The sequence below is a fragment of the Streptomyces sp. BK340 genome (assembly GCF_007827595.1).
In the GTDB taxonomy this organism is placed as follows: domain Bacteria; phylum Actinomycetota; class Actinomycetes; order Streptomycetales; family Streptomycetaceae; genus Streptomyces.
The window spans coordinates 235672-261935 of sequence record NZ_VISR01000004.1; the positions used below are offsets into that span (position 1 = coordinate 235672).

At 72.0% G+C, this 26264-nt stretch carries 23 protein-coding genes and 1 pseudogene; 7 read left to right on the plus strand and 17 right to left on the minus strand.

The features are described 5' to 3' along the window. Positions 1-3: 3 nt before the first annotated feature. Genes FB157_RS10480 through FB157_RS10495 form a run of 4 tightly spaced genes read right to left on the minus strand, consistent with a single transcriptional unit; the run spans position 4 to position 6259 of the window. The gene (locus tag FB157_RS10480) at positions 4-2472 is read right to left on the minus strand and encodes a serine/threonine-protein kinase (RefSeq protein ID WP_145878257.1); all 2469 of its coding nucleotides are present in this window, start codon (positions 2470-2472) and stop codon (positions 4-6) included. Then, complete coding sequence (locus tag FB157_RS10485) at positions 2469-3779, minus strand: hypothetical protein (RefSeq protein ID WP_145878258.1); 1311 nt, start codon at positions 3777-3779, stop codon at positions 2469-2471. Before FB157_RS10485 ends, FB157_RS10480 begins: the two co-directional genes overlap by 4 nt. 60 nt (positions 3780-3839) lie before the next feature. Next, complete coding sequence (locus FB157_RS10490; protein ID WP_145878260.1) at positions 3840-4871, minus strand: glutamate ABC transporter substrate-binding protein; 1032 nt, start codon at positions 4869-4871, stop codon at positions 3840-3842. Between the two features lie 14 nt (positions 4872-4885). Then, positions 4886-6259 (minus strand): hypothetical protein, encoded by a 1374-nt coding sequence (locus tag FB157_RS10495; RefSeq protein ID WP_145878672.1) that lies wholly within the window; start codon positions 6257-6259, stop codon positions 4886-4888. A gap of 263 nt (positions 6260-6522) precedes the next feature. Between FB157_RS10495 and FB157_RS10500 the strand changes: the two genes are divergently transcribed. After that, positions 6523-6933 carry a VOC family protein gene (locus tag FB157_RS10500; protein ID WP_145878262.1) on the plus strand — a complete coding sequence of 137 codons (411 nt, stop codon included), beginning with the start codon at positions 6523-6525 and terminating at the stop codon, positions 6931-6933. Here the strand turns inward: FB157_RS10500 and FB157_RS10505 are convergent. The 9 genes from FB157_RS10505 to FB157_RS10545 all read right to left on the minus strand — a co-directional run bounded on the left by FB157_RS10505 (position 6918) and on the right by FB157_RS10545 (position 16876). Then, complete coding sequence (locus tag FB157_RS10505) at positions 6918-7901, minus strand: N-acetylglucosamine kinase (protein ID WP_145878264.1); 984 nt, start codon at positions 7899-7901, stop codon at positions 6918-6920. The genes FB157_RS10500 and FB157_RS10505 overlap by 16 nt on opposite strands. Next, positions 7892-9157: a 6-phospho-beta-glucosidase gene (locus tag FB157_RS10510; protein ID WP_145878265.1), complete on the minus strand. Its 1266-nt coding sequence runs from the start codon at positions 9155-9157 to the stop codon at positions 7892-7894. The genes FB157_RS10505 and FB157_RS10510 overlap by 10 nt, the downstream gene beginning before the upstream one ends. Positions 9158-9247: 90 nt before the next feature. Further along, on the minus strand, positions 9248-10141 hold the full coding sequence (locus FB157_RS10515; protein ID WP_145878268.1) for a carbohydrate ABC transporter permease: 894 nt from the start codon (positions 10139-10141) through the stop codon (positions 9248-9250). Positions 10142-10143: 2 nt separating this feature from the next. Next, the gene (locus FB157_RS10520) at positions 10144-11112 is read right to left on the minus strand and encodes a carbohydrate ABC transporter permease (RefSeq protein ID WP_145878270.1); all 969 of its coding nucleotides are present in this window, start codon (positions 11110-11112) and stop codon (positions 10144-10146) included. 2 nt (positions 11113-11114) lie between these two features. After that, positions 11115-12458: an ABC transporter substrate-binding protein gene (locus tag FB157_RS10525; protein WP_186581443.1), complete on the minus strand. Its 1344-nt coding sequence runs from the start codon at positions 12456-12458 to the stop codon at positions 11115-11117. Positions 12459-12514: 56 nt separating this feature from the next. Next, positions 12515-13726, minus strand: coding sequence for an ROK family transcriptional regulator (locus FB157_RS10530; protein WP_145878271.1), 1212 nt, complete (start codon positions 13724-13726; stop codon positions 12515-12517). Between the two features lie 250 nt (positions 13727-13976). Next, a complete protein-coding gene (locus FB157_RS10535) occupies positions 13977-14804 on the minus strand; it encodes a hypothetical protein (RefSeq protein WP_145878273.1) in 828 nt (275 codons plus the stop codon). Positions 14805-15010: 206 nt separating this feature from the next. After that, a complete protein-coding gene (locus tag FB157_RS10540) occupies positions 15011-15628 on the minus strand; it encodes a Uma2 family endonuclease (RefSeq protein ID WP_145878275.1) in 618 nt (205 codons plus the stop codon). A 147-nt stretch (positions 15629-15775) separates the two neighbouring features. Next, positions 15776-16876, minus strand: a complete 1101-nt coding sequence (locus FB157_RS10545; protein ID WP_145878276.1) for a mechanosensitive ion channel family protein — start codon at positions 16874-16876, stop codon at positions 15776-15778. A gap of 317 nt (positions 16877-17193) precedes the next feature. On the opposite strand from FB157_RS10545, the gene FB157_RS10550 reads away from it, so the two are divergent. Next, positions 17194-17730 (plus strand): HNH endonuclease, encoded by a 537-nt coding sequence (locus FB157_RS10550; protein WP_145878278.1) that lies wholly within the window; start codon positions 17194-17196, stop codon positions 17728-17730. Between the two features lie 98 nt (positions 17731-17828). On the opposite strand, the gene FB157_RS10555 is transcribed toward FB157_RS10550, so the two are convergent. Genes FB157_RS10555 through FB157_RS10565 form a run of 3 tightly spaced genes read right to left on the minus strand, consistent with a single transcriptional unit; the run spans position 17829 to position 20433 of the window. After that, positions 17829-19208, minus strand: coding sequence for an ABC transporter permease (locus tag FB157_RS10555; RefSeq protein WP_261386246.1), 1380 nt, complete (start codon positions 19206-19208; stop codon positions 17829-17831). Then, positions 19205-19903, minus strand: coding sequence for an ABC transporter ATP-binding protein (locus tag FB157_RS10560; RefSeq protein WP_145878280.1), 699 nt, complete (start codon positions 19901-19903; stop codon positions 19205-19207). The genes FB157_RS10555 and FB157_RS10560 overlap by 4 nt, the downstream gene beginning before the upstream one ends. Continuing rightward, on the minus strand, positions 19900-20433 hold the full coding sequence (locus tag FB157_RS10565) for a PadR family transcriptional regulator (protein WP_145878281.1): 534 nt from the start codon (positions 20431-20433) through the stop codon (positions 19900-19902). The genes FB157_RS10560 and FB157_RS10565 overlap by 4 nt, the downstream gene beginning before the upstream one ends. Before the next feature lie 185 nt (positions 20434-20618). On the opposite strand from FB157_RS10565, the gene FB157_RS10570 reads away from it, so the two are divergent. The 4 genes and pseudogenes from FB157_RS10570 to FB157_RS10585 form a co-directional block, all read left to right on the plus strand. Next, a complete protein-coding gene (locus FB157_RS10570) occupies positions 20619-20873 on the plus strand; it encodes a hypothetical protein (protein WP_145878283.1) in 255 nt (84 codons plus the stop codon). Next, complete coding sequence (malQ, locus tag FB157_RS10575) at positions 20874-22955, plus strand: 4-alpha-glucanotransferase (protein ID WP_145878285.1); 2082 nt, start codon at positions 20874-20876, stop codon at positions 22953-22955. Positions 22956-23002: 47 nt separating this feature from the next. Further along, entirely contained in the window at positions 23003-23257 is a 255-nt protein-coding gene (locus FB157_RS10580) for a hypothetical protein (RefSeq protein ID WP_145878286.1), read from the plus strand. Positions 23258-23470: 213 nt separating this feature from the next. Next, positions 23471-23840: pseudogene (locus tag FB157_RS10585) on the plus strand (transposase); the annotation flags it as partial. A gap of 65 nt (positions 23841-23905) precedes the next feature. Here the strand turns inward: FB157_RS10585 and FB157_RS10590 are convergent. Beyond that, entirely contained in the window at positions 23906-24502 is a 597-nt protein-coding gene (locus FB157_RS10590; RefSeq protein ID WP_145878288.1) for a TetR family transcriptional regulator, read from the minus strand. A 114-nt stretch (positions 24503-24616) separates the two neighbouring features. On the opposite strand from FB157_RS10590, the gene FB157_RS10595 reads away from it, so the two are divergent. Then, the gene (locus FB157_RS10595) at positions 24617-26164 is read left to right on the plus strand and encodes an FAD-dependent monooxygenase (RefSeq protein ID WP_145878290.1); all 1548 of its coding nucleotides are present in this window, start codon (positions 24617-24619) and stop codon (positions 26162-26164) included. Positions 26165-26264: the final 100 nt, after the last annotated feature.

Consider the following 26264-nt stretch of genomic DNA (forward strand, 5'->3'; position numbering starts at 1 on the left):
CAACTACACCCACGTCCGGGGGCGGTAACGGTTGGCCCGTTCCACCAGTTCGATCCTCTCCTCGCCGCCGGGCGCCAGCCGGGCCAGCGTGCGGTACGCGCGCTCCAGTCCGAAGCGGAGGCCCCGCTCGTCCAGACCGCTGCCGAGCAACACCCGTCCGCCGGCGGCGGGTCGGTCGGTGCCCTGGCCTGTGGAGAGTATCCAGTCCAGCGCGCTGCCGAGCACTTCGGCCGACAACTGCTCGCGCCGGGACGGGTCCAGGCCGTACGCGTCGAGCGCCTCGACCTGGCCGGCGGCGGCCGTCAGATCGTCCAGGAACGCCACGTCCGCGGCGCTCGCGGTGCGCTGTCTGAGCCGCGCCCGGACCGCGGCGACCCGGGCGGCCGTGTAGTGGATGGAGGACTCCGGCACCGACTCCAGGGTCCGTACGGCACCGCGCCGGTCGCCGGCCGCGAGCTGCACCCGGGCCAGCCCGAAGGCCGTGCTGACGAAGCTCGGATCGGTCGCCCACACCAGGCCGTAGTACTCGGCCGCGTTGTCCAGCTGGCCCAGCACCTCCGCGCACAGGCCGAGCGCCAGCTTGGGCGCGGCCTCGCCCGGGAAGGCGTCGTAGATCGCGTCGAAGGACAGCGCCGCGCCTTCGAAGTCACCGGTGACCAGGGCGGCAACGCCCCGGTACCACACCACCCGCCAGTCGTCGGGCCGTTCCTCGTCCAGCTCGGCCAGTGCCATCAGCGCGGCCTGGTGCTCGCCGCTCTCCAGCCGCGCCCGGATCTGCCGCAGCCGGGTCTCGACGGTCTGCGTGGGCGCCGCGTCCAGCGCGCTGATCAGCTCGGCCGGCGCGGACGCCATCAGGCCCGCCAGGAAACCGGCGTTGGGGTCGCCCGGGTCGACCAGCGGTACGGGCAGGGCGAGGGCGGCGGCGGGGGTCTCGACCGGCTTGACGATCGAGGCCGCGGGCAGCGCGGGGGCGGGCCGGGCGCTGTGTACCTGCCGCGCCCCGAGCCGGGACACGTCCCCGTCGAGCTTGGGGAACAACTCGGTGTCCGTGACCTTCACTTCGGGCCCGAGCAGCGTCGACAGCGCGGGCCGGGCCTGCCCGGTCTGCAGCGAGACGACCTCGCGCAGGACCCCGGTCAGCTGCTCGGCCATCTCCTGCGCGGAACCGAACCGGCGGGCCGGGTCGGGGTCGGTGGCGCGGACCAGGAGCCGGTAGAAGGACTCGTACCGGTGGAAGACCTCGATGTTGTCCGGGTCGGGCAGGGAGTCCACGAAGACGTTCGTGTACCCCTGGAAGTCGAAGGTGAGTACCGCGAGCGTACGGCCCACCGTGTACAGGTCGCTCGCCACCGACGGGCCGACCTCGGCGACCTCGGGCGCCTGGTAGCCCACCGTGCCGTAGATCGCCGACTCGTCGTCGTCCATGCGGCGCACCGCGCCCATGTCGATCAGCTTGAGCTGGTCCTCGGTCTGGATGGCGTTGTCGACCTTGAAGTCGCAGTACAGCAGGTTGCGGCTGTGCAGATGCCCGAGCGCCTCCAGCGCTTCGATGCCGTACGCGCACGCCTGTTCCACCGGCAGCGGATCGCGCCGGCCGTCCGGTGTGCGGCGGGCGTTGGCGATCTCCTTCAGCGACTTGCCGCCGACGTACTCCATGACGATGTAGCCGTCGAGGGAGCCGGTGCGCTGGTCGAGGTGCTCCACGAAGTTGTAGATCCGCACGATGTTGGCGTGCTCGATCTCCGCGAGGAAGCGCCGCTCGGAGATCGCGGCCGCCATCGCGTCCTGGTCGCCGGTGTCGAGCAGGCCCTTGAGCACCACCCACCGGTCGGACACGGCCCGGTCCACGGCCAGGTAGATCCAGCCCAGGCCGCCGTGCGCGAGGCAGCCCGCGACCTCGTACTGGCCGTGCACGATGTCCCCGGCCTTCAGCTTCGGCACGAACGAGTAGGGGTGCCCGCACTTGGTGCAGAACCCCTCCGTGCGCCCCGGCCGGTCACCGCGCGCCCGGCCCACGGGAGCCCCGCAGTCGGACCGCGAGCAGAACCGCTTCCGCTCCGGCACCTCCGGGTTCTCCAGCACCATCGCGCGCGGGTCCGGCCGCGGTACCTGCGGCACCGAGACGAGACCGGCGCCCAGCCGCCCCCGGGCGGAGGTGCCGGAGGAGGAGCCGGAGCTGCGCACCGACACCGAACGGCCGGTGGACCTGCCCGACAGCGAGCGCGAGAGCCGCCCGGACACCGAGCGCCGCGACCTGGACGACTGCGACGACGTACGCGAGCTGCGCGCACTGCCGCCGCTCGCCGAGCCCCTGCCGCCACTGGTGATCCCGGTGGGCGGCGACCCGACCATCCCGGTCGCCGAGACGACGGGGGCGAGGCCGCAGGTGTCGCAGTACAGTTCACCGCCGCCGACGTCCTCGTACGTCCCCTCGCAGCCCGGCCGCTGGCACGCCCGCTGTGCCTGACTCATGACGACTCACTCCTACGGTCCTGAGGTTCGCCCTGCTGGGGAATCCTCGACGCGCCGAGCTGTTCGGCCGCGGCCTGCTGGTAGCGCAGCACGGCCTGTTCGGCCACCCGCAGGTCGCAGGGGGCGCTCCACAGCATGCGCCGGGCGCTGTCGTACCGCTCGATCAGCAGGGGGTCCTCGGCCAGCCCGTGCCGGGCGACCTTCGCCCGGTACGCGTCCAGGCGGCCGCGCAGCTCGGCGCGGACCGCGAGCGGCGCGGTGACCGCCGTCAACGACTCACGCGCGCGCAGCAGTTCGTCCTCGGCCTTCTGCTCCAGGGACTCCAGGAGCGGGGAGAGCCGGTGCCACTGCGCCTGCCGTCGGTACTCGGCCGCGGTCGCCAGCTGTTCCTGCAGCGCGGTCGGGGGTCCGCTGACGACGGGCACCTCGGTCGCGGCGATCTTGGCGAGCACCTCACCGCGCGCGGTGCGCGCCTCGGCGAGCGTGCGGTCCGCGCGGGACAGCACGTCCCGCAGCCGGATCAGCCGGGTCTCCGCGTCCTGGCGGACGGTCAGCACGGCGTCGATCTCGCGGCGCACGTCCTCCAGGGCGCGCGCCTCACGGTCGTACACGGTGGTGTCCGGGCGGCCGCCGCCGGGCGCCGAACTGCCCTCCGCGGGCACCCAGAAGGCGAGCGGGTCCGAGACCACGTCCTCGCGCAGCCTGGTCAGCGTGCGGGTGATGCGCTCCAGGTCGTCGCCGGCCGGGTGCTCGCCGGGGCGTACGCCGACGGAGTGCGCGAGCTTGCGGGTGCGCTGAAGTTCCGCGGCGAGTAAATCGATCCGGGCGGGCAGCGCCGACCAGACCGCGTCGGCGGTGACGACCAGGTCCAGCGAGGACGCGTACAGCTCGTTCATCCGGTCGACCAGGGTGCCGAGCGAGAAGCTCTCGCTGAGCCTGCCGGCGGCCGCGAGCGTGACGGCGCCGCCGGGCACGGTGACGGAGTCGCCGCGCAGCAGTTCGGTCAGCTCCACCAGGTCCTCGCGGCTGGACCAGCGGCGCCGGGCGCGGATCTCCCGGGCGGAGCGCAACGCGGCCGTGTACGCGTCGAAGTACGCCCACAGCAGGGTGATCGACGCCTCCGCGGCCGCCCAGCGTTCCCTGGTGACGCCGGTCAGTTCGGCGCCTTCGAGGAGTCTGCGGCCCGCGTGGTCCTGGAGGGCGAGCAGTGAGGTCTCGATCGCCTCGTGCTCGGCGCCGAGCCGCGCCAGCGCACGGTCCACCTCGTCCCGGTCCATCACCGGCCCGGCGGGGTCCGTGACGCCCATCGATCACCTCTCGCTGCTGTGTGGTTGGCCTTAGGTGGGTTCTGGTCGGGGTGGGGTGGTTCAGCTCTTGCGCAGGTACTCCGGGGCCGGCGGCTTGGACGCTCCGGAGTCCTCGCCCAGTGTGGCCGACAGCCATCTGTCGTACGACGCCTGCCAGCCGCTCGCGCGGTAGCCGACCAGGATGCGATTGACCCGGCGTACCAGATCGTCGGCGTCCTTCTTCATCGCCACGCCGTAGTACTCGGTGGTGAACGCCTCGCCCTTCAGCTCGACCGTCGGGTCCTGGGCGGCCTGGCTCGCGGCGAGGGCGCCGTCGGTGACGACCGCGTCGACCTCGCCGAGCTGCAGCCGGACCAGGCAGTCGAGCTGGTTGGGGACGGTGCTGGAGATGTCCGTGGAGGCGGGCAGGGTGCCCTTGTCCCGGTCGGCCTTCAGCTTGAGGTAGGCGGTGGAACCGGACGCCGTGCAGATCTTCTTGTGCGCGAGCGTGTCGTCGTACCCCGTGATCGACGAGGACTTGGGTGCCAGTACCTGCTGTCCGGTCTTGAAGTACGGGGCGGAGAAGGCGACTTCGCCGAGCCGCTGGCAGGTGACGGTCATCGTGCGCACGACCATGTCGACCCGGCCGTCCTGGATGGCGGGGATGCGCTGGCTGGTCGGTATCGCCTTGAACTGCACCGCGTCCGGGTCGCCGAGGATGTCCGCGGCGATCCGGTGCACCAGGTCGATGTCGAAGCCCTCCAGCTCCGCGCCCTTGGTGTTCGGGTTGCGGTAGCCCCAGTGGTAGCTGTTCTGGTCGACGCCCACGACCAGCTTGCGCTTGGCGCCCGTACGGGACTTGATGGCGTCGATGGTCGGCCCGTCGGCGCCGGACGGCGACAGCGTCTGCTTCTGCGCGTCCGAGTCCTTGCAGTCGGAGGCCCGGGCCTGGGTGGCCTCGGCCACTCCCGGTCCGGCCGTGCGCCCGGCCTGGCGGGCCTCCTGGGTCCGCGGCAGCAGCAGGACGAACGCCAGCGCCAGGGCGCACAGCACCGCCATCGCGCCGACTCCGCCCCAGCCCCGAACGGAGGCCCGTGCACGTGCTGCGTACATCGTCCTGCCCCCTGTCACCGGTACTCCGAAAGCCTGCGTCCGATGCCGGCGACCGCGCCTGCGGCACCGAGGACCGCGAGGACGGCGGCGCCGACCGGCAGCCCGGTCATCGCGTCCCGTCCGTCCCCGGCCGCCTGCTTGAACTCGGCCTGCTCGTGGCCGATGGCCAGGGCGAGATTGCGGTCGACGCTGTCGAAGCACTCACCGGTCGCGCCCTTGCCGCCGATCACCATGTCCAGCGCCTGCTGGTAGTTGCCGTTCTCGTCCTCGGTGCGGGCGGTGGTGTGGCGCTTCTTCCACACCGCCATGTTGCCCTCGGCCGCCTTGACCGGCGCGGTGCCCGTCCCGTCGTCGGCGAGCCGGTCGGCCTCGGTGAGGCCCTTGCCGAGCACGGTCATGTCCTTGTCGAAGTCGTAGTAGTACGCGTCGTACGTCTGCCCGCCGACCGTGACCGTCTCGGCGCCGCGCGCCACCAGGCTCAGATTCTCGTTGCCGCGCGCCTTCAGGGACGCGATCCGCGCGTCGTGCAGGACCTTCAGCGAGCGGATGCCGTGGTCGTACGAACCGTCGAGGCCCGAGCGTGCGACGGCGTGCCCGACGACCAGCCACAGCAGCACCAGGGTGGTGGCGGCGGAGGCGGCGACCAGGCCGTGGTTGAGGACGCGGTTGGTGCGCCGGTAGGTGCGGTGCTGGGCCCAGCCGAGCGCGGCCAGCGCGAGCACGCCGAGCACGATCGCGGACCACGGGTACGGCGTCGCGTCCCCGTAGTCGGCGTCGAGCCGCTGGTTCTCCTTCGTGTAGAGATCCTCCGCGGCCGGGAGCATCTCCTTCTGCATCTTCTCGTTGGCGTACCGCAGATAGGCGCCGCCGACGGGATACCCCTGCCGGTTGTAGGTCCGGGCGCGCTCGATGAGGCCCTTGTACTCGGGCAGCAGCCGGTTCAGCCTGGCGATGGTCGCCTCGGAGGGGGAGCCCGGATCCGCGTTGGCGGCGGCCGTGACGAGCCCCGCGGCGGCCGTACGGATGTCCTTCTCGTACCGGTCGCGCGAGTCCGCGGTCTCCTGCCCGCCGGCCAGGAACCCGCTGGAGGCGGCCGTGTTGGCGTCGGCCAGCGAACGGTAGATGCCGGCCGCGCCGGAACTGAGCGGCTGGCTGCGGTGCAGCACGTCGTCGGCGGCGGCCGCCCGCTCGGAGATCTGCCAGGTGGTGACCGCGCCGAACGCGACGACGAGCAGCGCGAGAACGGCCCCGATGATCCGCAGCCGCCCCGGCTCGGTGGTCGCGGCGGCGCGCACCTGCTCGACACCTTCGGCGAAGGCGGTACGGCGCGGGGCCGGGGGCGGGCCGACGCGTGCGGGCGAGCCGGGCTGGGAGGGGATCGCGGGCATGGCGGGACCCGCCGGTGGCGGCGCCGCGCTGCTCTTCGGCGGGTGTGTCACTTGACCTCCCCCATGGTCATTCGTTCGCCGCCAAGTATCACCGCCCTGACCGGCATCCGCACCAGCCTTCACTCGATCTTGATCGGATCGCAGCGCAAGCCACGGCGTGACGGCGCGGGGCGCCGGCCGCACCACCCCTCGATGATGAACACGCCGGGTGCGGCGGATCGGTTCCCCCGCAACCCCCGGCACCGCTTGTACCCTTCGCCGACATGCACGGACGACCGAGCCACGACCCCGGCTCCCCCCGCATGTCACGCCATGACTGGTGGGGCGTGGTCCTCGAAGCCCCCGACCCCCACGCCCTCGCCCGCTTCTACTCCGAACTCCTCGGCTGGGAGATCGCCAAGCAGGACCCCGACGGAGCGGCGATCACCCCGCCGGAAGGCGTCGCCTACCTCGCCTTCCAGCGCGCGGACGACTACGTCCCGCCGGTCTGGCCCGCCCGCAGGGGCGCCCAACGCATCACCACCCACCTCGACTTCGAGGTGACGAACCTGCCGTCCGCGGTGACCCATGCCCTCGAACTCGGCGCCCGAGAGGCCGACCACCAGCCCCAGGACAACGTCAGGGTGCTGCTCGACCCGGCCGGACATCCGTTCTGTCTCTACCTGGACCAGTAGGCCCGAGCCCGCTCCTGCGCCCCCACCCCCGCCCCCAGCCGGTCCAGGCCCAGCAGTGCCGCGCCCAGGACGGGGCTGGCCGTCACCACTCGGATGTCGGCCTTGGGGGCGCGGGACGACAGCAGGTCCCGGATGCCGTCGTCGAGTTGGGTGTGGCCGGCGGTCAGGACGCTGCCGCCGAGGAGGACGGGGGTCTCCTCGGTGAGGAGGTCGAGGCGGGTGAGGGCGACCGTGGCCATCGTCGCGACCTCCTCCGCGAGGCGGTGCACGATCGAGCGGGCGACCTGGTCGCCCTGCGCGGCCGTGTCGAAGAGGACCGGCGTCAGTTCGTGGCGGCGGCCGTCTTCGACGTGCTCCAGATGCAGGGCCTCGATCAGGGCGTACATGGTCGGGAGGCCGAAGTGGGCGGGGAGGGTGCGGACCAGTTCCGTCGGCTCGCCACGGCCGTCCTCGGCGCGGGCCGCGTACCAGAGGGCCTCCTCGGCCAGGCCCCAACCACCGCCCCAGTCGCCGGAGATGCGGCCGATCGCCGGGAAGCGGGCGGTGCGGCCGTCGGGGCGCATGCCGACGCAGTTGATGCCCGCGCCGCACACCACGGCCACGCCCCGGGGCTCGGCCACGCCCGCCCGCAGGATCGCGAAGGTGTCGTTGCGGACCTCCACCGAGGTGCCCCACGCGCGCGCGTCCAGCGCGGCCGCCAACTGCTCCTCCTCGACCGGCAGATCGGCGTTGGCCAGGCAGGCGGAGACGTGCGAGGCGGCGGGCAGGCCCGCGTCCGACAGCGCCCGGGTGACCGGGCCGGCGAGGGCGTCCATCGCGGCCGGGACACCCACCGCGGGTGGGCGGAAGCCCCCGCCGCGGGCCGTGGCCAGGACCTCGCCGCAGGCGGTGACCACGGCCACGTCGGTCTTGCTGTTGCCCGCGTCGATGGCGAGGACACTCCCGGATTCAGGTGCGGTCAGGCCCACGCCAGGTGCTCCCGGTTGTGCGTGATGAGCTGGTCGGTGAGGGGCTCGGCGTACTCGTACTGGCCGATCAGGGGGTGGGCCAGCAGGGCCCTGAAGACACGGTCCCGGCCGCCGCGCAGCGCCGCCTCCAGGGCCAGGTCCTCGTACGTCGTCACGTTCGCCACCAGGCCCGCGTACAGCGGGTCCAGATCCGGGACCGGCAACGGCACCGGGCCCGTCGGGCCGACCGCCGCCTGCACCTCGATCACCGCGTCGTCCGGCAGGAACGGCAGCGTGCCCCTGTTGAGGGTGTTCACCACCTGGTACGGGCTTCCGGCTCCGCCCAGCAGGGCCGCCGCCAGGTCCACCGCGGCCTCCGAGTAGAAGGCGCCGCCCCGCCTGGCCAGCAGCGCCGGCTTCTCGTCCAGGGACGGGTCGCCGTACATCGTCAGCAACTCGCGTTCCATCGCGGCGACTTCCTCCGCCCGGGAGGGCTTGGTGCGCAGTTCCCGTACCACCGCGTCGTGCGCGTAGTAGTAGCGCAGGTAGTACGAGGGCACCACGCCCAGGCGGTCCAGGAGGGGGCGGGGCAGACGCAGGTCGTCGGCGATGGCGTCGCCGTTCTCGGCCAGGAGCTTGGGCAGCACGTTCGCGCCCTCGGGGCCGCCGAGGCGCACCCCCGTCTCCCAGGTGAGGTGGTTGAGGCCCACGTGGTCCAGATGGACGTCCTTCGGGTCGGTGCCCAGCAGCGCCGCGAACTTGCGCTGGAAGCCGATCGCCACGTTGCACAGGCCCACCGCACGGTGGCCCGCCTGGAGCAGGGCGCGGGTGACGATGCCGACGGGGTTGGTGAAGTCGATGATCCAGGCACGGGGGTTGGCGCGGCGGACGCGTTCGGCGATCTCCAGGACGACGGGGACCGTGCGCAGCGCCTTGGCGAGGCCGCCCGCGCCGGTGGTCTCCTGTCCGATGCAGCCGCACTCCAGGGGCCAGGTCTCGTCCTGCCGGCGGGCCGCCTGGCCGCCGACGCGCAGCTGGAGCAGCACGGCGTCGGCGCCCTCCACACCCGCGTCCAGGTCGGAGGTGGTGACGATCCGGCCCGGGTGGCCCTGCCTGGCGAAGATCCGGCGGGCCAGGCCGCCCACCAGCTCCAGGCGTTCGGCCGCCGGGTCCACGAGCACCAGTTCCTCGATGGGCAGGGTGTCCCTGAGCCGTGCGAAGCCGTCGATGAGTTCGGGGGTGTAGGTCGAGCCTCCACCGACCACAGTGAGTTTCACTGGAGGTTTCCTCGCTTCCATGAGGTAAGGGCTGCGGTCATCGGCCGGGGGTCCGGGGGGCGTCCCCCGGGTGAGCACGGCATACGTGGTTTAACCCTTCACTCCGGTGAGCGTGACGCCCTCCACGAACGCCTTCTGGGCGAAGAAGAACACGAGGATCACGGGGGCCATGACCAGCACGGTCGCGGCCATGGTGAGGTTCCAGTCGGTGTGGTGCGCGCCCTTGAAGGACTCCAGGCCGTAGGAGAGGGTCCAGGCGCCGGGGTTCTCCGAGGCGTAGATCTGGGGGCCGAAGTAGTCGTTCCAGGCGTAGAAGAACTGGAAGAGGGCGACGGCGGCGATGCCCGGCTTCGCCATCGGCAGGACGACCCGCAGCAGAGTCCGCAGGTCACCGCAGCCGTCCACCTTCGCCGCGTCCACGTACTCGTTCGGGATCGTCATCAGGAACTGGCGCAGCAGGAAGATGGAGAACGCGTCCCCGAACGCCATCGGGATGACCAGCGGCCACAGCGTGCCGGACAGGTCCAGCTGCTTGGCCCAGAACAGGTACATCGGGATGATGACCACCTGCGGCGGCAGCATCATCATCGAGATCACCAGCATGAGTGACAGGTTGCGGCCCCGGAAGCGGAACTTCGCGAGCGCGTACGCCACCGGGACGGACGACACCACGGTCAGCACGGTGCCGAGACCGGCGTAGATCAGGGTGTTCTTCCACCAGGTCAGGAAGCCGGGCGTGTCGAAGACCTTCCGGTAGTTGCCCCACTCCCAGGTGTGCGGGATCAGGTCCCGGCTGAGCGCCTGGGTGTCGCTCATCAGCGAGGTCAGGAGCACGAACACGAAGGGGAGCGTGAAGAACAGCGCGGCGGCGATCCCCAGGGAGTGGATCGCGATCCACTCGAGCAGCGCCCTGCGCCGGGCGGTCCGCTCCGCCCCGGACACCGGCGGCGCCGTCTTCACCGGCCGGTCCAGTACTTGGGTCATGGTCAGTCACCTGCCTGGATGAGACCGCCCCGGCGCCGCATCAGGAGCGCGGTGAACGCCATCGACAGGGCGAACAGCACCAGAGCCACCACACAGGCCGAGCCGTAGTCGAAGCGCTGGAAGCCGAGGTTGTAGACGAGCTGGGGGAGGGTGAGCGTGGACTTGTCCGGGTAGCCGGGCTCGAACTGGGTGCCCGCGCCCTGGATCACGCCCGAGGCGACCTTCCCCGCGATCAGCGGCTGCGTGTAGTACTGCATCGTCTGGATCACCCCGGTGACCACGGCGAACATCACGATCGGGGAGATGTTCGGCAGGGTGACGTAGCGGAACCGCTGCCAGGCCGAGGCGCCGTCCAGCTCGGCCGCCTCGTACTGCTCCGTCGGCACGTCGAGCAGCGCGGCCATGAAGATGACCATCAGGTCGCCGATGCCCCACAGTGCCAGCAGGGTCAGGGCCGGCTTGGACCAGGCGGGGTCGTTGAACCAGCCCGGCGCCGGGACGCCGATCTTCTCCAGGATCGAGTTGACCGGTCCCGTACCGGGGTTGAGCAGGAAGGCGAAGGCCATCGTCGCCGCCACCGGCGGGGCGAGGTAGGGCAGGTAGAAGAGGGTGCGGAAGACACCCGCGCCCGTCTTGATCTTCGTGATGAGCAGCCCCACCCCGAGTCCGAAGACGACCCGGAGGGTGACCATCACCAGTACCAGCCACAGGGTGTTGCGCAGGGCGGGCCAGAAGAGCGGGTAGTGCTCGAAGACGTACGTCCAGTTCTTCGTTCCGCTCCACGTCGGCGGCCTGAAGCCGTCGTAGTGCATGAACGAGAAGTAGACCGTCGAGATCAGCGGGTACGCGAAGAAGACCGCGAAGCCGATCAGCCAGGGCGACATGAAGGCGGCCGTACGCAGTGCCTGTTTCCGCTGCTTTGCGGCGAGGCCGGCACTGCGGCGCGTCGAGGCGAGCGTGCTCGTGTTCATGGCTACTTCGCCTGCGCGATGTCCGTGTCGATCTGCGCGGCCGTCTTCTTCAGACCGGCCTTCAGATCGGTGGCCCTGCCGCTCTCGTAGTCGTAGCCGAACTGCTGGATCGTCACCAGGTACACGCCGCCGTTGATCGAGGCGGGACTGGTGGTCGAGTCCGGGTTCGCGGCGATGTCCAGGAAGGTCTTGAAGCGGGGGTCGTACTTCAGCTTCGGGGACTTCAGCGCGGCCAGCGTGGAGGGCACGTTGTGGATGTCGTTGGCGAAGCCGACCACCGCGTCCGTGTCCGTGGTCATGTACTTCACCAGCTCCCAGGCCGCGTTCTGCTTGTGGCTGGTGGCCGCGATGCCCGCGATGGTGCCGGTGATGTAGCCCTTGCCGTACTGGTCGGCCCGGTCGTCCGGTACGGGCATCGGGGCGACGCCGATGTCGAACTTCGGTTTGGCGTCGAGCGCCATCCCGAGCCGCCACTCGCCGTCCATCTGCATGGCCACCTGACCGGTGTGGAAGGGGTGCTTCGGACCCCACTCGTCGCCGAGGGTGGCCCGGAACTTCTCCAGCTTCTGGAAGCCGCCGAGTTCGTCGACGAGCTTCTTCTGGAGGGTGAAGCCCTTCTCGAACGCCGGGTCCTCGGCCACGTTCGACTTGCCGGCCTTGTCGAAGTACGTCGGCGAGAACTGCCCGAAGTAGTGCTCGGTCGTGGATTCCCAGCCGTGGTAGTCCGGCATGAAGCCCAGCTGCTTGTAGCCGTCGCCCTGCGGGATCGTCAGCTTCTTGGCGTCGGCCTCGAACTCCGACCAGGTCTTCGGCGGGGCCGTGATGCCCGCCTTCTCGAACGCCGTCTTGTTGTAGTAGAGGCCGTACGCGTCGCCCAGCAGCGGCACCGAGCAGCGGTTGCCGTCGAACTGGGTGTACTCGTTCATCGCCTTCGGGAAGGTCGTCTCCGGGTCGATGTGCGACTTCTTGAAGAAGGGGTTGAGGTCCACCAGCGCGCCCGAGGAGCAGAACTTGCCCACGTTGTTGGTGGTGAAGGAGGAGATCACGTCCGGGGCCTTGTCGCCGCCGGAGCGCAGCGCCTGGTTGATCTTGTCGTCGGTCATATTGCCGACGACGTTCACGTGGATGTTGGGGTGGGCCTTCTCGAAGCCGGCGACCAGCGACTTGACCGCCTTCACCTCGTTCGGCGCGCTCCACGCGTGCCAGAAGTTGATCGTCGTGTCCTTGGAGGCGTCGTCGGTGGCGCCGGAGTTGGACTGGCCGGTACAGGCGGTGGTGAGCAGGGCGAGCGACGCGGTTACGGCAAAAGCCGCCTTTCGGACAACGGAGGGTATGACTTCGGGCATGGCGAGGTCTCCCGGGGCAGGGGTGGGTGAGAAGAGGGGGACTGCGGGGGCGGGGCTCAGCGCGAGGTGTCGAAGACCTCGTCGCGGGTGGTCGCGAGCGCGGACTCCAACGCGCCGCGCAGCACGGGGTGTTCACGGACGTCGCCGACGACGATCCGGGGGCGGGCCGCGGCCAGCTCCTCCAGCTCGGCCTGGACGAGGGCGCGCAGCACCTCGCCGCCGGCCGTCAGGACGGAGCCGCTGAGGACGACGAGTTCGGGATCGAGGACGGAGGCGAGCGAGGCGAGACCGGTGGCCAGCCGGGTCGCGTAGGCGGCGAGCAGCTCCCGGTGGGGTCCGCTCACGTGGTCGGCGGCGCGGGCCAGGAGTTCCGCGGCGGCCTCGGCGTACGGCCCCGGCGGCACGTCCTCGATGCCGAGTTCGCGGGCCAGCTTCGGTACGGCCTGGGAGCCGGCCAGCTCCTGGTAGCCGCCGCTGTTGGCCTTGGTCACCTGGCGCACCAGGGGGGTGCCGGGCACGGGGAGGAAGCCGACCTCGCCGGCGCCGCCGGTCCAGCCGCGGTGCAGCCGGCCGCCGAGGACCAGGGCGGCGCCGAGGCCCTCCTCGTTCCACAGCAGCACGAAGTCGCTGTGGCCCCGGGCCGCGCCGAGCCGCTGTTCGGCGAGGGCGACGAGGTTGACGTCGTTCTCGTACTCGACCGGCATCGGGAGCGCGGCCGCGAGGTCGTCGAGCAGCGCGGGGGAGTGCCAGCCGGGCAGGTGGGAGGCGTAGCGCAGCCGGCCGGTGCCCGGGTCGAAGGCGCCGGGGGTGCCGATGACCAGCCGGTGGACGTCGTCCCGGGCCAGTCCGGCGGACTTCACGGCGCTGTCGAGGGCGTCGGTGACCTGCCGGACGACCGGGTGGGCGGAGCGGCGGCCGGGGGTGGGCAGTTCGTACTCGCCGACCGTGCGGCCGGTGATGTCGGCGACGGCGGCGCGGATGCGGTGCGGGGTGACGTCGAGCCCGGCGGTGTACGCGGCCGTGGGATTGACCGCGTACAGCTGGGCGTTGGGGCCCGGCCGGCCCTCGCTGGTGCCGGTGACCCGGACCAGACCGGCCGCTTCCAGGCGGGCCAGCAGCTGGGAGGCGGTCGGCTTGGACAGGCCGGTGAGTTTGCCGATCCGGGTGCGGGACAGCGGCCCGTGCTCCAGCAGGAGGTCCAGGGCGGCGCGGTCGTTCATGGCGCGCAGCACGCGAGGGGTGCCCGGCGTACCGGCGGTTCCTGCCATGGGGGTCGACACCTGCCTTTCCAACTGCCCAGTTTCCCAGTGACCTGGTCATGGCGTCCAGTCTTGATCAACCGGCCGCCCGAAGATCACTGTTAGGAAACTTTCCTATTCGGGTGGGAGGAACGTAAGCCCAGGACGAAGAGGGCGTCAATAGACAACGCCCCCGAGGCAACAGAGTCGTTACCTCGGGGGCGTGCCGTGAGCGCGTGCCGGCCTGTGGTGGGGGTGCCGGCCGGAAGAGGGTGCCGGTCTACCTGACCGTCACGTGGTCACCGGCGGAGGTCTTGGCCGCGGTGGTGGCCGTACCCGTGAAGACGAAGCGGTAGGTGCCGCTCCTGGTCGCCGTCACCGTGGTGGACAGGGCGCCACCGGTGCCGGAGGTGATCGCCTTGACGTTCTTGTACGAGCCGCCGTCGGCCTTGAACTGGAGCAGGACCGTCTGGCCCTTGTAGCCGGTGTACTTGCCGGTCTCCCAGTTCGCGCGGGTCAGGCTGCCCTTGACGGTGAGCGTCTTGCCCTTGGCCACGGGCTCCGGGGCGGCGTTCGCGGTCAGCTGGGCGGCGCGCCGCACCGTCAGCGGGGCGAGGTTGCCCCACAGCGACACGTCGGTCTCGTTGTGCAGGTAGTCGTCCGAGACGGTGCCCTCGGCGTGGGCGTACAGGCCGGCGGCCTTCCACGTGGTGGCGTCCGCGGCCTCCCACAGGGAGTCTCCCGGTTCCACGACGATCGACTCGGTGCAGCTCTCGGTGACCGTCGTGTCCGTCGTGGCCGTGGCCGAGCAGCTGGGCGCCGTCTCCGGGTCCAGCTCGTTGCCGATGTTCCGCAGCGTGCCGCGGTAGAGGACGACCGCCTGGAACGTGCTCTTCTGGTCGATGACCAGGTCCTTGGGCCGGGTCAGGGTGTACGTCACCGGCACGCTCACGGCCTTGCTGACACCGACGACGAGCGGCTTGCCGTTGTTCACGGTCACGCCGGCGAAGGTCAGGTCGGGCGTGCCGGACGCGGAGGCGACGGGCACGGCCAGGCCGGTCAGGGCCAGGGCGCCGGACAGGGTGGCGCCTATGGCGAGCTTTCTCATGTATCCCCACATTCGAAACGGGCCCCCGGGCGGCGTCGCGCTCCAGATCAAGGGCCCGTCGTGAGGTGACAGTAAAGGATCACCGGATGCGGGGGGAACGCGGGGTTCCTGTGAAGACGATCTGAATTCCCGGGCGCGTCAAGAGTCCGTCACGGATCTGCTCTCCGCTGGTCAGAGGGACGCGTTGTGTCAGATCGTGCGACTCTTCAGTCGTTGACGAACGGGGCCGTGTCCAGGGTGGGGTAGGGGGCGGGGAGGAGGAGGGGTTCGCCGAGATCGACCTTGGTGTCGGTGCCGTAGTACGCCTTGGTGGGGTCGTCGCCGGGCAGAACCGGGGCTGTGTAGCAGTGGGCCGTCTTCGTGTCGCGGTTGATCAGGACGTAGACGGGGATGCCTACGGCGGCGTACGTGGCCAGCTTGGCACCGGTATCGATCGCGTGGTTGGTCGACGTGACCTCGCCGACCAGGGCGATCATGTCGATGGGGTACCAGCCCTTGTGCACCTTGAGGTATGAGCTGTCCAATTCGGTCGGCTCCCGGTGCAGGATGTAGAAGTCGGGAATCACCAAGGCCATGGTGCTGCCGTCTTGATGGGCGGCCCGGAACCCCATACCCATGCCCGCCAGCTCGAGTCCGGCTGTGTGGAGTTGGACGGTGAGCCCGACAGCGCCCTTGCTGTGGTTGTAGTCCGGCTGCGGCGGCACGATGACCGTCCCCTCGACGTACTCGGGTCGAATCGGCGCCACTGACGCCTCCTCGATCGCGATCAGCAGATCGATGGGGTCCTGCGTCATCACCGGCTCCATGATCGGTTCAGCGCTCATCGCTGGTTCTCCTCGTCGCACTGGTGCCAGGCTAAGCCCGCGCTGGGTGCCCCGGCGGAACGATGGGGCACCCAGCGCACACTCGACGCCGGATGCCCCGACCGTTCACTCGAACGAGTGTGCTGAACCGTTCCGTCCTCGTACGCCCTACTTCGGCGCCGGCCGCTGCTGCGGAGTGATCGGCGAAGCCGCCGTCGACTGGGGGGAGTCCGCGTTGGAGTACGCCGAGGGCGCCGCGACCGAGGCCGTCGGGTCCGGGACGTCCTCGATGTCCTCGACGGCCGTCGCCCCGCCCACGATGCGGATGCTGGCCGCGTCGAACGCCCGCTTGATGCGCCAGCGCAGCTCACGCTCCACCGCCACCGACTTGCCGGGCATGGTCCTGGCCGAGACCCGGACCACCATGGAGTCGATCAGCACGCTGTCCAGGCCGAGCACCTCGACCGGCCCCCACAGCAGCTCGTTCCAGGGCTCTTCCTTGGTCATCTGCTCGGCGACCTCGTCCAGCGTGGCCTTCACCCGGTCCAGGTCCTCGCCCGACCGCACGGTCACGTCGACCCCGGCCGTCGCCCAGCCCTGGGAGAGGTTGCCGATCCGCTTGACCTCGCCGTTGCGGACGTACCAGATCTCGCCGCCCGCGCCGCGCAGCTTGGTCACCCGCAGCCCGACCTCGATCACCTCGCCGGAGGCCACACCCGCGTCGATCGAGTCGCCGACGCCGTACTGGTCCTCCAGGATCATGAACACGCCGGAGAGGAAGTCCGTGACCAGGTTCCGGGCGCCGAAACCGATCGCCACACCGGCCACACCGGCCGAGGCCAGCAGCGGCGCCAGGTTGATCTTGAAGGTGGACAGCACCATCAGCGCGGCCGTGCCGAGGATCAGGAAGCTCGCCACCGAGCGCAGCACCGAGCCGATCGCCTGCGAGCGCTGCCGGCGCCGCTCGGCGTTGACCAGCAGCCCGCCCAGCGCGGTGCCGTCCACCGACTCCACGGTGCGGTTCATCCGGTCTATCAGCTTGGTGATCGCCCGCCGCACCGCCGTTCTGAGCGCGAACGCCACGACCAGGATCAGCAGGATCTGCAGACCCATCGCGAGCCAGGTCGACCAGTTCTGCTCCACCCAGCTGGCCGCGTTCGTCGCGCTCTCCTGGGCGTCCTGAAGCGTCGGCACGGCCGGGGCCGTCGCCCCCGAGGGAGACGGGGTCGGCGTCGCACCGGCGGCCAGTAGGACGACGGGCAAGGACACGGCAGGTACCTCCAACGTGCTGCGCGGTCCGCTCCGGTGGGGCGGTCAAGGTCACGAAAAGGTCACCGGACGGACAGGACCACCACACTAACGGGGCATGGTGTGTGCACCACGCCGTTCCGCTCAGGAGGGCCGCAGGAGAGACGGGTCTCACCCGGGCTTGAACAGGCCATGATCCGGGGGATGCATCAGGTGTGGTCGAAAACACTCCCAGCCCGTTACCGGGACATGGTGGCGCTTCCACCAGGCATGAGGGGAGACTGACTGCAGATCGTCCCGGCGCGAGCCACGCGCCGCCGACGCCCAAGGAGGCACCCGTGCCGCATGTCCTGGTCCTCAACGCGTCGTACGAGCCGCTCGGCGTCGTACCGCTCCGTCGCGCGCTCGTCCTCGTCCTGGAGAACAAGGCTGTCTCCCTCGAGGAATCCGGCGCCTATATGCACAGCGCAACCGTCACAGTCCCCGCACCCAGCGTGGTCCGGCTCAAGCGATTCGTCCGGGTTCCCTATCGGGGGCCCGTTCCTCTTACCCGCAGGGCGTTGTTCGCCCGCGACGGGGGCCGGTGCATGTACTGCGGTGGCGTCGCAACCAGCGTCGACCACGTCATCCCGCGCAGCCGCGGGGGCAAGCACGTCTGGGACAACGTGGTGGCCTCCTGCCGCCGCTGCAACCACGTGAAGGCCGACAAACACCTCGTCGAGATGGGCTGGCGGCTGCGTCACAAACCGGCCCCGCCCACCGGTCTGGCCTGGCGCATCATCGGGACCGGCCATAGGGACCCGCGCTGGCTGCCCTACTTGCAGCCGTACGGCGCGGACGACGCCATGGCCCGGATCGACGGCATCTCAGCCTGACGATCCGGGCCTCCGTGTACCCGGGGCGGCACCCCGGGCACCCGCGTGGTCCGGTCCCGGGGACCCCCGTACCCCGGGGCCGGACGTTCGGGCGGCGGTCAGGCGTAGCGCAGCTCCGCCGGGTGCACGGACCGGCGCAGCAGGGGCAGCGAGGTCGCCGCCGCCAGCAGGCAGCAGGCGTACACACCCACCGGGACCAGCAGTGCGGCGTACGGCACGGTCTGGGCGACGTACTCCTGGGTGAGCGCGCCGTACCAGATGCCGATCGCCATCCCGCCCGCCCCGGCGAGCGCGACCGCGGGAGCCAGCGGCAGGGCGGTCTCCAGGAGCAGCGCCCGGCCGAGCACCGCCCGCGGCACCCCGGCGGCGACCTGTGCGGCCAGGCCCCGGCGGCGGTTGGCCAGGGACTCGGCGGTGCCGACGGCGAGGCCGGAGAGGGTGATCGCGAGGCCGACGAGGATCGCGGCGCCGGTCAGGTCGATGCCGGTCGTGTAGAAGGACAGGGGCATGCCCAGCTGGTTCCGGCTGCTCATGGCGTGCAGGTCGGCGAGGAACGCCTGGCGGACGCCGACGAAGCCCGTGCCGACGATGGTGACCAGCAGGACGGCCGCGTGGGTGCGGGCCGCGGCCCACGGGTCGTCGCGCAGCCGCTCCGCCGCGATCAGCGTCGCCGCGGACCGGGCGCGGCCCGCCAGCGCCCGGCCGACCAGCCCGGCCGTACCTCCGGCCAGCCACACCGTGCCCGCCCCGACCGCGATGACCAGCCCGAACAGGGTCAGCGGCAGCTGCCCCCGGTCCGTGTCGGAGGTGTTCGTGACCGCCCAGAGCGCGAGGAGCAGGACGACCAGCACCCCGCCGGCGAACAGCAGCCCGGGCCCCCGCCCGCTGGCGGGCCGCACCCGGCGCACCCACCCGAGCGGCGAGGCCACGACCCGGCGCAGCGCCAGCGTGCCGGTCAGCGCGCCCAGCACCGGCACCCCGAGGGCGACCAGCGTGAGACCGGTCCAGGCCGCGCCGGTCGGGCCGGCCCACAGGTGCAGCAGGACCGGCACCGCGACGGCGGTGGCGAGGGCCGAGCCCAGCAGGCAGGCCAGCCCCGTCTCCAGCGCGGCGATCCGGCGCACCTGGGCCGGGCCGGCGCCGGCCAGCCGCAGCCCGGCCAGCCGCCGGTCGCGGTGCACGGCGCCGATCCGGGCACACTGCCCGAGGAACCCCAGCACCGGCACCAGCAGAAGCAGCAGGCAGACGATCACCCCCGAGCGCTCGCCGGGGTTGTTCAGCAGACCGCTGCCGAAGGGCACCAGGTGATGCCCCCGCAGCGAGGCCAGGGCGACGGCGGTGAGGGCGAACCCCGTGGCCAGCGCGGCCCCGGCCGCGGTCAGTCCGGCCCGCCACCACTCCTGCCGGTCGGAGCCACGGGTGAGCTGCCAGGCGAGGCGCACATCGGTGGTCAGGGTGCCGCTCGTACGGGTCGTCACACCGCCACCTCCGCCGGCACCGCGAGCCCGTCGCTCATCCGCGTCTCACGGTCCGCGTAGGCCGCGACCTGGGCGTCGTGCGTGATCAGCAGCACCGCCGTGCCCGCCTCGCGGGCCGTGTGCACCAGGGCCGTCATCACCTGCTCGGTGGCCAGCGAGTCCAGGGCTCCCGTCGGCTCGTCCGCGAAGACCACCTTCGGGCCGGTCACCAGCGCCCGGGCCAGGGCGACCCGCTGTGCCTGGCCCCCGCTCATCTCGCCCGGCCGCAGTTCCTCCTGCCCGCGCACCCCGAACCGCTCCAGCCACGCGCCCGCTCGTTCCCGGGCCCCGGCGCGGTCGGTGCCGGCCAGCATCAGCGGCAGCGCGACGTTGTCCACGGCCGTCAGCTCGGGAATCAGCTGCCCGAACTGGAACACCACACCGAAGTCGGTGCGGCGCAGCTCGCTCAGCCGGTTCTCCGGCAGCTGGTCGAGTCGCTGCCCGTCGTAGGCCACCGCGCCCTCGTCCGGCCGGACGATCCCGGCCAGGCAGTGCAGCAGCGTCGATTTTCCGCTGCCGCTGGCGCCGGTCACCGCGAGGATCTCGCCCGCGCGCAGTTCGACCGAGGCGCCGCGCAGCGCCTGGGTCCTGCCGTGCGCCTTGACCAGGTCCCGGCCCGCCAGAAGCGGCACCGAGGAGTCCCCCCTGTTGTTCATGTTGCGTCGACCTCCGCGGTCAGAGTGATCAGCCGGGCCGCCGTGGTGTTCATCCAGCGGAGGTCGGCGTCGAGATGGTTGAGGGCGTAGTCCGCCGAGAGCACGGTCGCCAGATCGGCGCCCGGGTCCGTCTTCACGGCCGTGAGCTGTCGCATCCGCTCCATGTGCGCGGCGCGCTGGGCGCGCAGGTAGGCGGCCGGATCGCCGCCGGAGAGGATCGAGACGACGACCTTGGCGAAGATCTCGTTCGTCACGAAGGGTGCGGGCGGGGCGATCTCCCCGGCCCACCGGGCCAGTTCACGCGCTCCGTCCTGCGTCGACCGGTACAGCGTGCGCTCCGGCCCGCCGTCGGCATCGGTCCCGTCGATCTCCGCGAGACCGTCCCGGACCAGGCGTTGCAGTGTCGTGTAGACCTGCCCGTAGGCCAGCGGACGAGCCTGGGGGAAGCGTTCGTCATGGCGCCGCTTGAGGTCGTAGCCATGGCTCGGCCCCGCCTCGAGCAGCCCCAGAAGGATGTGCCGGGTGCTCATGGAGATCAGTATGCACTGGATACATGTACTGAGTGAATAGCGAACGGCGAATGCCCGACGGGAGTGGCCGGTATGTCGGAAGAAGCACGTTGCCCCTCCGTACAGGTCTGGCATCGCGCCCACGGGGTAGGCCTGCTCTCATCCGCAGACCCGGAAGCACCCGACCCAGTGACAAGGAGGCCCCCGTGGCCGCACCGGCTCATCTCCCGATCCCGGCCCAGTGGAAACCCGTGGCGGAGCTGTCCGCCGAGACCCACGAGGCGTCCGTCGGTGTCCTCGGCGTATACAGCGCGGAGAGCGCGAGCGCCGAGGCGCCGCTGACCAGCGAACCGCCGCTGCCCGACGCCGAACCCCTCACCAGCGAACCGCCGCTCGCCGACGCCGCCCCGCTGACCAGCGAGTCCGACCCGATCCCGGACTTCTCCGGCGCGGGGCTGTAGATGGCTGCGGCGCGCGAGGACGAGGAGCTGTCCCGGCTCGCCGGGCTGCACGGGGTCGCCACCTCCTACAGCCCGGCCCCGGACCGTACGGTCGCGGTCTCCGCCTCCGCCGTGGTCGCCGCCCTGGCCGCCCTCGGCGTCGACGCGAGCACCCCCGACGCCGTCCGCACCGCACTCGCCGAGCGGGAGCGCGAGCTGCGCGCGCGGCTGCTGCCGCCGACCGTGGTCCAGTGGGCCGGCGCCGAGGTGCCGCCCGCCGCCCTGGCCGCGTTGCCGCCCGGCACCCGGCTGCGCGTCGAGACCGAGCAGGGGGAGGAGCGGGACGGGACCGCGGGGCTGCCCACCGGTGTGCACCGGCTGAGCGCCACCGCACCCGACGGGCGCACCGGACACGCCCACCTCATCGTCGCCCCCGACCGGCTGCCCGCCCCCGCCACCCGCTCCTGCGGCCTCCTCGTGCAGCTGTACTCGCTGCTCTCCCGGCGCTCCTGGGGCATGGGCGACCTCGGTGACCTCGCCGAGCTGGCCGGCTGGGCCGGGCGCACTGCCGGAGCCGGGTTCGTGCAGGTCAACCCGCTGCACGCGACCGTGCCCGGGACCCCGGCCGACCCGTCCCCGTACCGGCCGTCCTCGCGCCGCTTCCCCGACCCCGTGCACCTGCGGATCGAGGAGATCCCCGAGTTCGCGTACATCGAGGACCAGGGCCGGGTCCGCGCGCTGCTGGAGCGCGCCGAGCGACTGCGCGCCGACGTCCTCGACAAGGGCGCCCTCATCGACCGGGACGCGGTGTGGGAGCTGAAGCGGCAGGCCCTGGAGCTGGTCGTCCGGGTCCCGCTCGGACCGGGCCGGCAGGCCGCGTACGACGCCTTCCGCGCCGAGGAGGGGCAGGCGCTGGAGGACCACGCCACCTGGTGCGCCCTCGCCGAGACCCACGGCCCCGACTGGCACGGCTGGCCGCAGGCCCTGCGCGACCCACGCTCCGCCGAGACCGCCCGTGCCCGCACCGAACTGGCCGACCGGGTCGACTTCCACGCCCGGCTCGCCTGGCTCACCGACGGCCGGCTCCGCGCCGCCCAGCGCGCCGCCCGGGAGGCCGGCATGCCCGTCGGGATCGTCCACGACCTCGCCGTGGGCGTGCACCCCGGCGGTGCGGACGCCTGGGCGCAGCAGGACCACTTCGCCGCCGGCATGTCGGTCGGCGCCCCGCCCGACGCCTTCAACGCCCGCGGCCAGGACTGGGGTCTGCCGCCGTGGCGCCCCGACCGCCTCGCCGCCTCCGGCCACGCCCCCTACCGTCACCTCCTGCGCGCCCTCTTCCGCTATGCCGGAGCCCTGCGCATCGACCACGTGATGGGCCTGTTCCGGCTCTGGTGGGTGCCCCGGGGCTGCCCGCCCACCGAGGGCACCTACGTCCGCTACGACGCCGACGCCATGCTCGCCCTGCTCCTCCTGGAGGCCTCCCGCGCCGGATCGACGGTGATCGGCGAGGACCTGGGCACCGTGGAGCCGGGGGTGCGCGAGACGCTGCAGCGGCGCGGGGTGCTCGGCACCTCCGTGCTGTGGTTCGAGCGGGACTGGGAGGGCGACGGCCGCCCGCTGCCCCCGGAGCGCTGGCGCGCCGACTGCCTGGCCACCGCCACCACCCACGACCTGCCGCCCACCGCCGCCCGGCTCACCGGTGACCACGTCGACCTGCGCGACCGCCTCGGCCTGCTGACCCGCCCGGCCGCCGAGGAGCGCGCGGAGGCGACCGCGGACACCGCGGAGTGGCTCGCCCTGCTGGGCAGCCTGGGCCTGCTCGACAGCCCGGCCGCCGGGCCCCCGGGGTCCGACGAGGAGGCGGAGATCCAGGGCGTGTACCGCTTCCTGCTGCGCACCCCGGCCCGGCTGATCGGCGTCTGGCTCCCGGACGGCGTCGGCGACCGCCGCCCGCAGAACCTGCCGGGTACGTGGGACCAGTACCCGAACTGGCGCCTGCCGGTCGCCGACGCGGAGGGCAGGCCGGTGCCCCTGGAGGACCTGACGGCCTCGCCCCGGCTGCGGGCGCTGCTGGCGGCGCTCAAGGAGGGCGGGCCTGCATAGGGCACCCCGGGCGCGCGGCCTTCCTGGCCGTTCGCTAACTTGAGAGCGTGGACAAGAAGAACGCCCTGCGCGCCGGCGCCCTGGCTGCCGGTACGACGCTGATGATGCTGCTCATGTCGTCCCCCGCGCTCGCGCTGACCCGCGACGACGGTGACGACCCCGGCACGGGCCTGAGCGTCGGCGCGACGCTGGGTCTGTACGTGCTGCTGCCGCTGGCACTGTTCGCGGTCATCGCCGGGCTGGTGATGGTCCTGGACAAGTCCAAGACGCGCGTGACCAAGCCCGGCAAGGCGAAGGCCTGAGCGCGAACCTGATCTCTGCCGAGGGCGCCGTCCTGCCGCATGTGTGCGGTGGGGCCGGCGCCCTCGGTGCTTTTCCGGGCCAGCGTCTGTTGCACGGGGATCGAGGCCAAGACCAGCGGCGCGTACCTGCCGGACAGCCCAGCGTTCATCACCTGTGCCGCAGGCGGCCCCAAGGTCGCCGAGCTGTGCAATCCGGGCATCTACGGAGGCGCACGCCGCGGCTTGACCGCAGGGGTTGAGGACTGCCAAGCCGACGGCGAGTCCGGGAAGCGGTACGGCAATGAGACCATCCGCGTCCGACCGCGTCACCGCGAACCGGTCCGTCGCCTACCGCATCCACGAAGACACGCTGCGCGGGCGCTGGTACCTCACCGCGTCCTGGACGAACCCCCCGGTCCAGACCGTGCCGCTGGCGGCGGCCCGCGCGAACGGCCTGGTCGGTGTCGACACCAACGCCGACCACCTGGCCGCCTGGCGCCTGGACGAACACGGCAATCCGGTCGGCGAACCGCGGCGGTGCGGCTACGACCTCACCGGCACCGCCCAGCACCGGGACGCCCAGGCCCGCCACTGTGCGAGCCGCGGCTGCCGTCCGTCGTCGCGGCCTGCCGGCCGGCCCGACCCGGGGCCGCGGCCGAGCCGGCCGGGTCAGGGGCTGGGCGCCGTCAGGTAGCGCTGCACCGTGGGTGCGAGCCACGCCACGATCTCGTCGGGGTGGAGCGCCACGGTGGGCGGCAGACGCAGCACGTAGCGGGTGAGGGCCAGCCCGAGCAGCTGTGCGGCGCAGAGCGCGGCCCGCGTGGGCACCTGTTCGGGGTCGGGGCACACCTGCAGGGCCACCGGCAGCAGCTGGTCCCGGAAGATGCCCTGCATGCGCTCGGCCCCGGCCTGGTTGGTGGCACCCACCCGCAGCACGGCCGTGAGTTCCTCGTTCTCCTCCCACAGGTCGAGGAAGTGGGTCACGAGGGCCCGGCCGACCTCGTCCCGCGGTACCCGGGTCAGGTCCGGTAGCCGCAGGTCGAGCGCGACGGCCGCGGCGAACAGGCCGTCCTTGTTGCCGAAGTACCGCATCACCATCGACGGGTCGATGCGCGCGTCCTTGGCGATGGCGCGGATGGTGGCCCGTTCGTAGCCGTCGGTGGCGAAGCGCTCGCGGGCGGCGGTGAGGATCGCGGTGCGGGTGGCGTCGGAGCGGCGGCGGGTGCCGGGGCCGGGATCTGTGCTGGTGCTGTCACTGCCGTTCATGCCAACGAGCGTAGGCCAACATTTGTATGCCAACAAGCGTTGACACCTCTTTCAGGACGTCGCTAATCTCGTCAACAAGCGTTGGCAAACAAGCGTTGGCATTAGGAGGCCATCATGAGCGGCACCAACACCGGCAGCTTCAACAACACCAGCCACACCGAAAGCACCCCGAGCCCCGTGATCATCGTCGGCTCCGGTCCCACCGGCCTCCTCCTCGCCGGCGATCTCGCCACCGCCGGCGTCCCGGTCACCGTCCTCGAAAAGCGCCCGCACGAGATCAGCAACCTGTCCCGCGCCTTCGTCCTGCACGCCCGCACCCTCGAGCAGCTCGACGCCCGCTCGTCACCCACCACCGCCCCCGACGGACGCGCTTCGCGGGCACCTCTTTCGCGAAGCCTCGCCGACGAGCTGGAAGCCGCCGGCCGGCCCCTGGACCGGCTGCGCCTCTTCGGCCGGCTCACCATCGACCTCGGCGCCCTCCCCTCCCGCTTCAACCACCTCCTCGTCCTCCCGCAGTACGAGGTGGAGAAGGTGCTGGAGCGGCGCGCGGTGGAGGCGGGCGCCGACTTCCGGTACGAGACCGAGCTGACCGGCCTCACCCAGGACGCGGACGGCGTGACCGTGGCGGCCCGCGGACCCGGGGGCCGGACGGAGAGCCTGCGGGCCGCGTACGTCGTCGGCGCCGACGGCATGCGCAGCGTGGTGCGGGACGCGGTCGGCCTGCCCTTCCCCGGCAGGTCGGTGATCCGCTCCGTCGTCCTCGCCGACGTGCGGCTCGCCGAGAAGCCCCCGAACCTGCTCACCGTCAACGCCGTCGGCGACGCCTTCGCCTTCCTCGCGCCCTTCGGTGACGGCTACTACCGGGTGATCGGCTGGCATCGCGGCCGCAACGTCCCCGACCGGGAGCCGCTGGACCTGGCCGAGGTCAAGGAGATCACCCGCCTGGCGCTCGGCCGGGACTTCGGGATGTACGACGCCCGCTGGATGTCCCGCTTCCACAGCGACGAGCGTCAGGCGCCCGCCTACCGGGTCGGCCGGGTCTTCCTCGCCGGTGACGCCGCGCACGTGCACACCCCGGCCGGCGGCCAGGGCATGAACACCGGGCTGCAGGACGCGGCCAACCTGAGCTGGAAGCTCGCCGCGGTCGTCACCGGCCACGCGGACCCGCGGCTGCTCGACAGCTACCAGGCCGAACGCCACCCGGTCGGCAGGGCGGTGCTGCGCAGCAGCGGCGGCATCGTCCGCCTCGCCATGGCCAAGCGCCCCTGGACGCTGGCGGCCCGCGCCGCGCTCACCGCGTTCCTCGACGCCGTGGGCCCCGCCCGCCGCAAGGCCGCCGGCCAGGTCACCGGCATCGGCTACCGCTACCCCGCGCCCCGCGGCGCCCACCGCCTCACCGGAACCCGCGCCCCGGACGTCACCCTGGCCGACGGCGGCCGCCTCTACGAGGCCCTGCGCGGCGGCAAGTTCGTCCTGATCACCCCGGAGCCGTACGAGGGCGGGTGCGGTGAGCGGCTCGCCGTCGCGCGGTGGGCGAGCGACCGCCGTACGACGGTGCTGGTGCGCCCCGACGGATACGTGGCCTGGGCGGCGGAGGCCGCGGACGCGGTACGCATCGAGGCGGCCGTGGACGAACACGTCGGCGGCCGCGGACTTTCTTAGTTCGAGCGGTCCGCGTCCGCCCTCATCCCCGACCGAAGGATCCGGAAGATCTCGAATCCGTCAACTTCGCTTCCAGGCAGGGCACACACGCGCTTGGCTG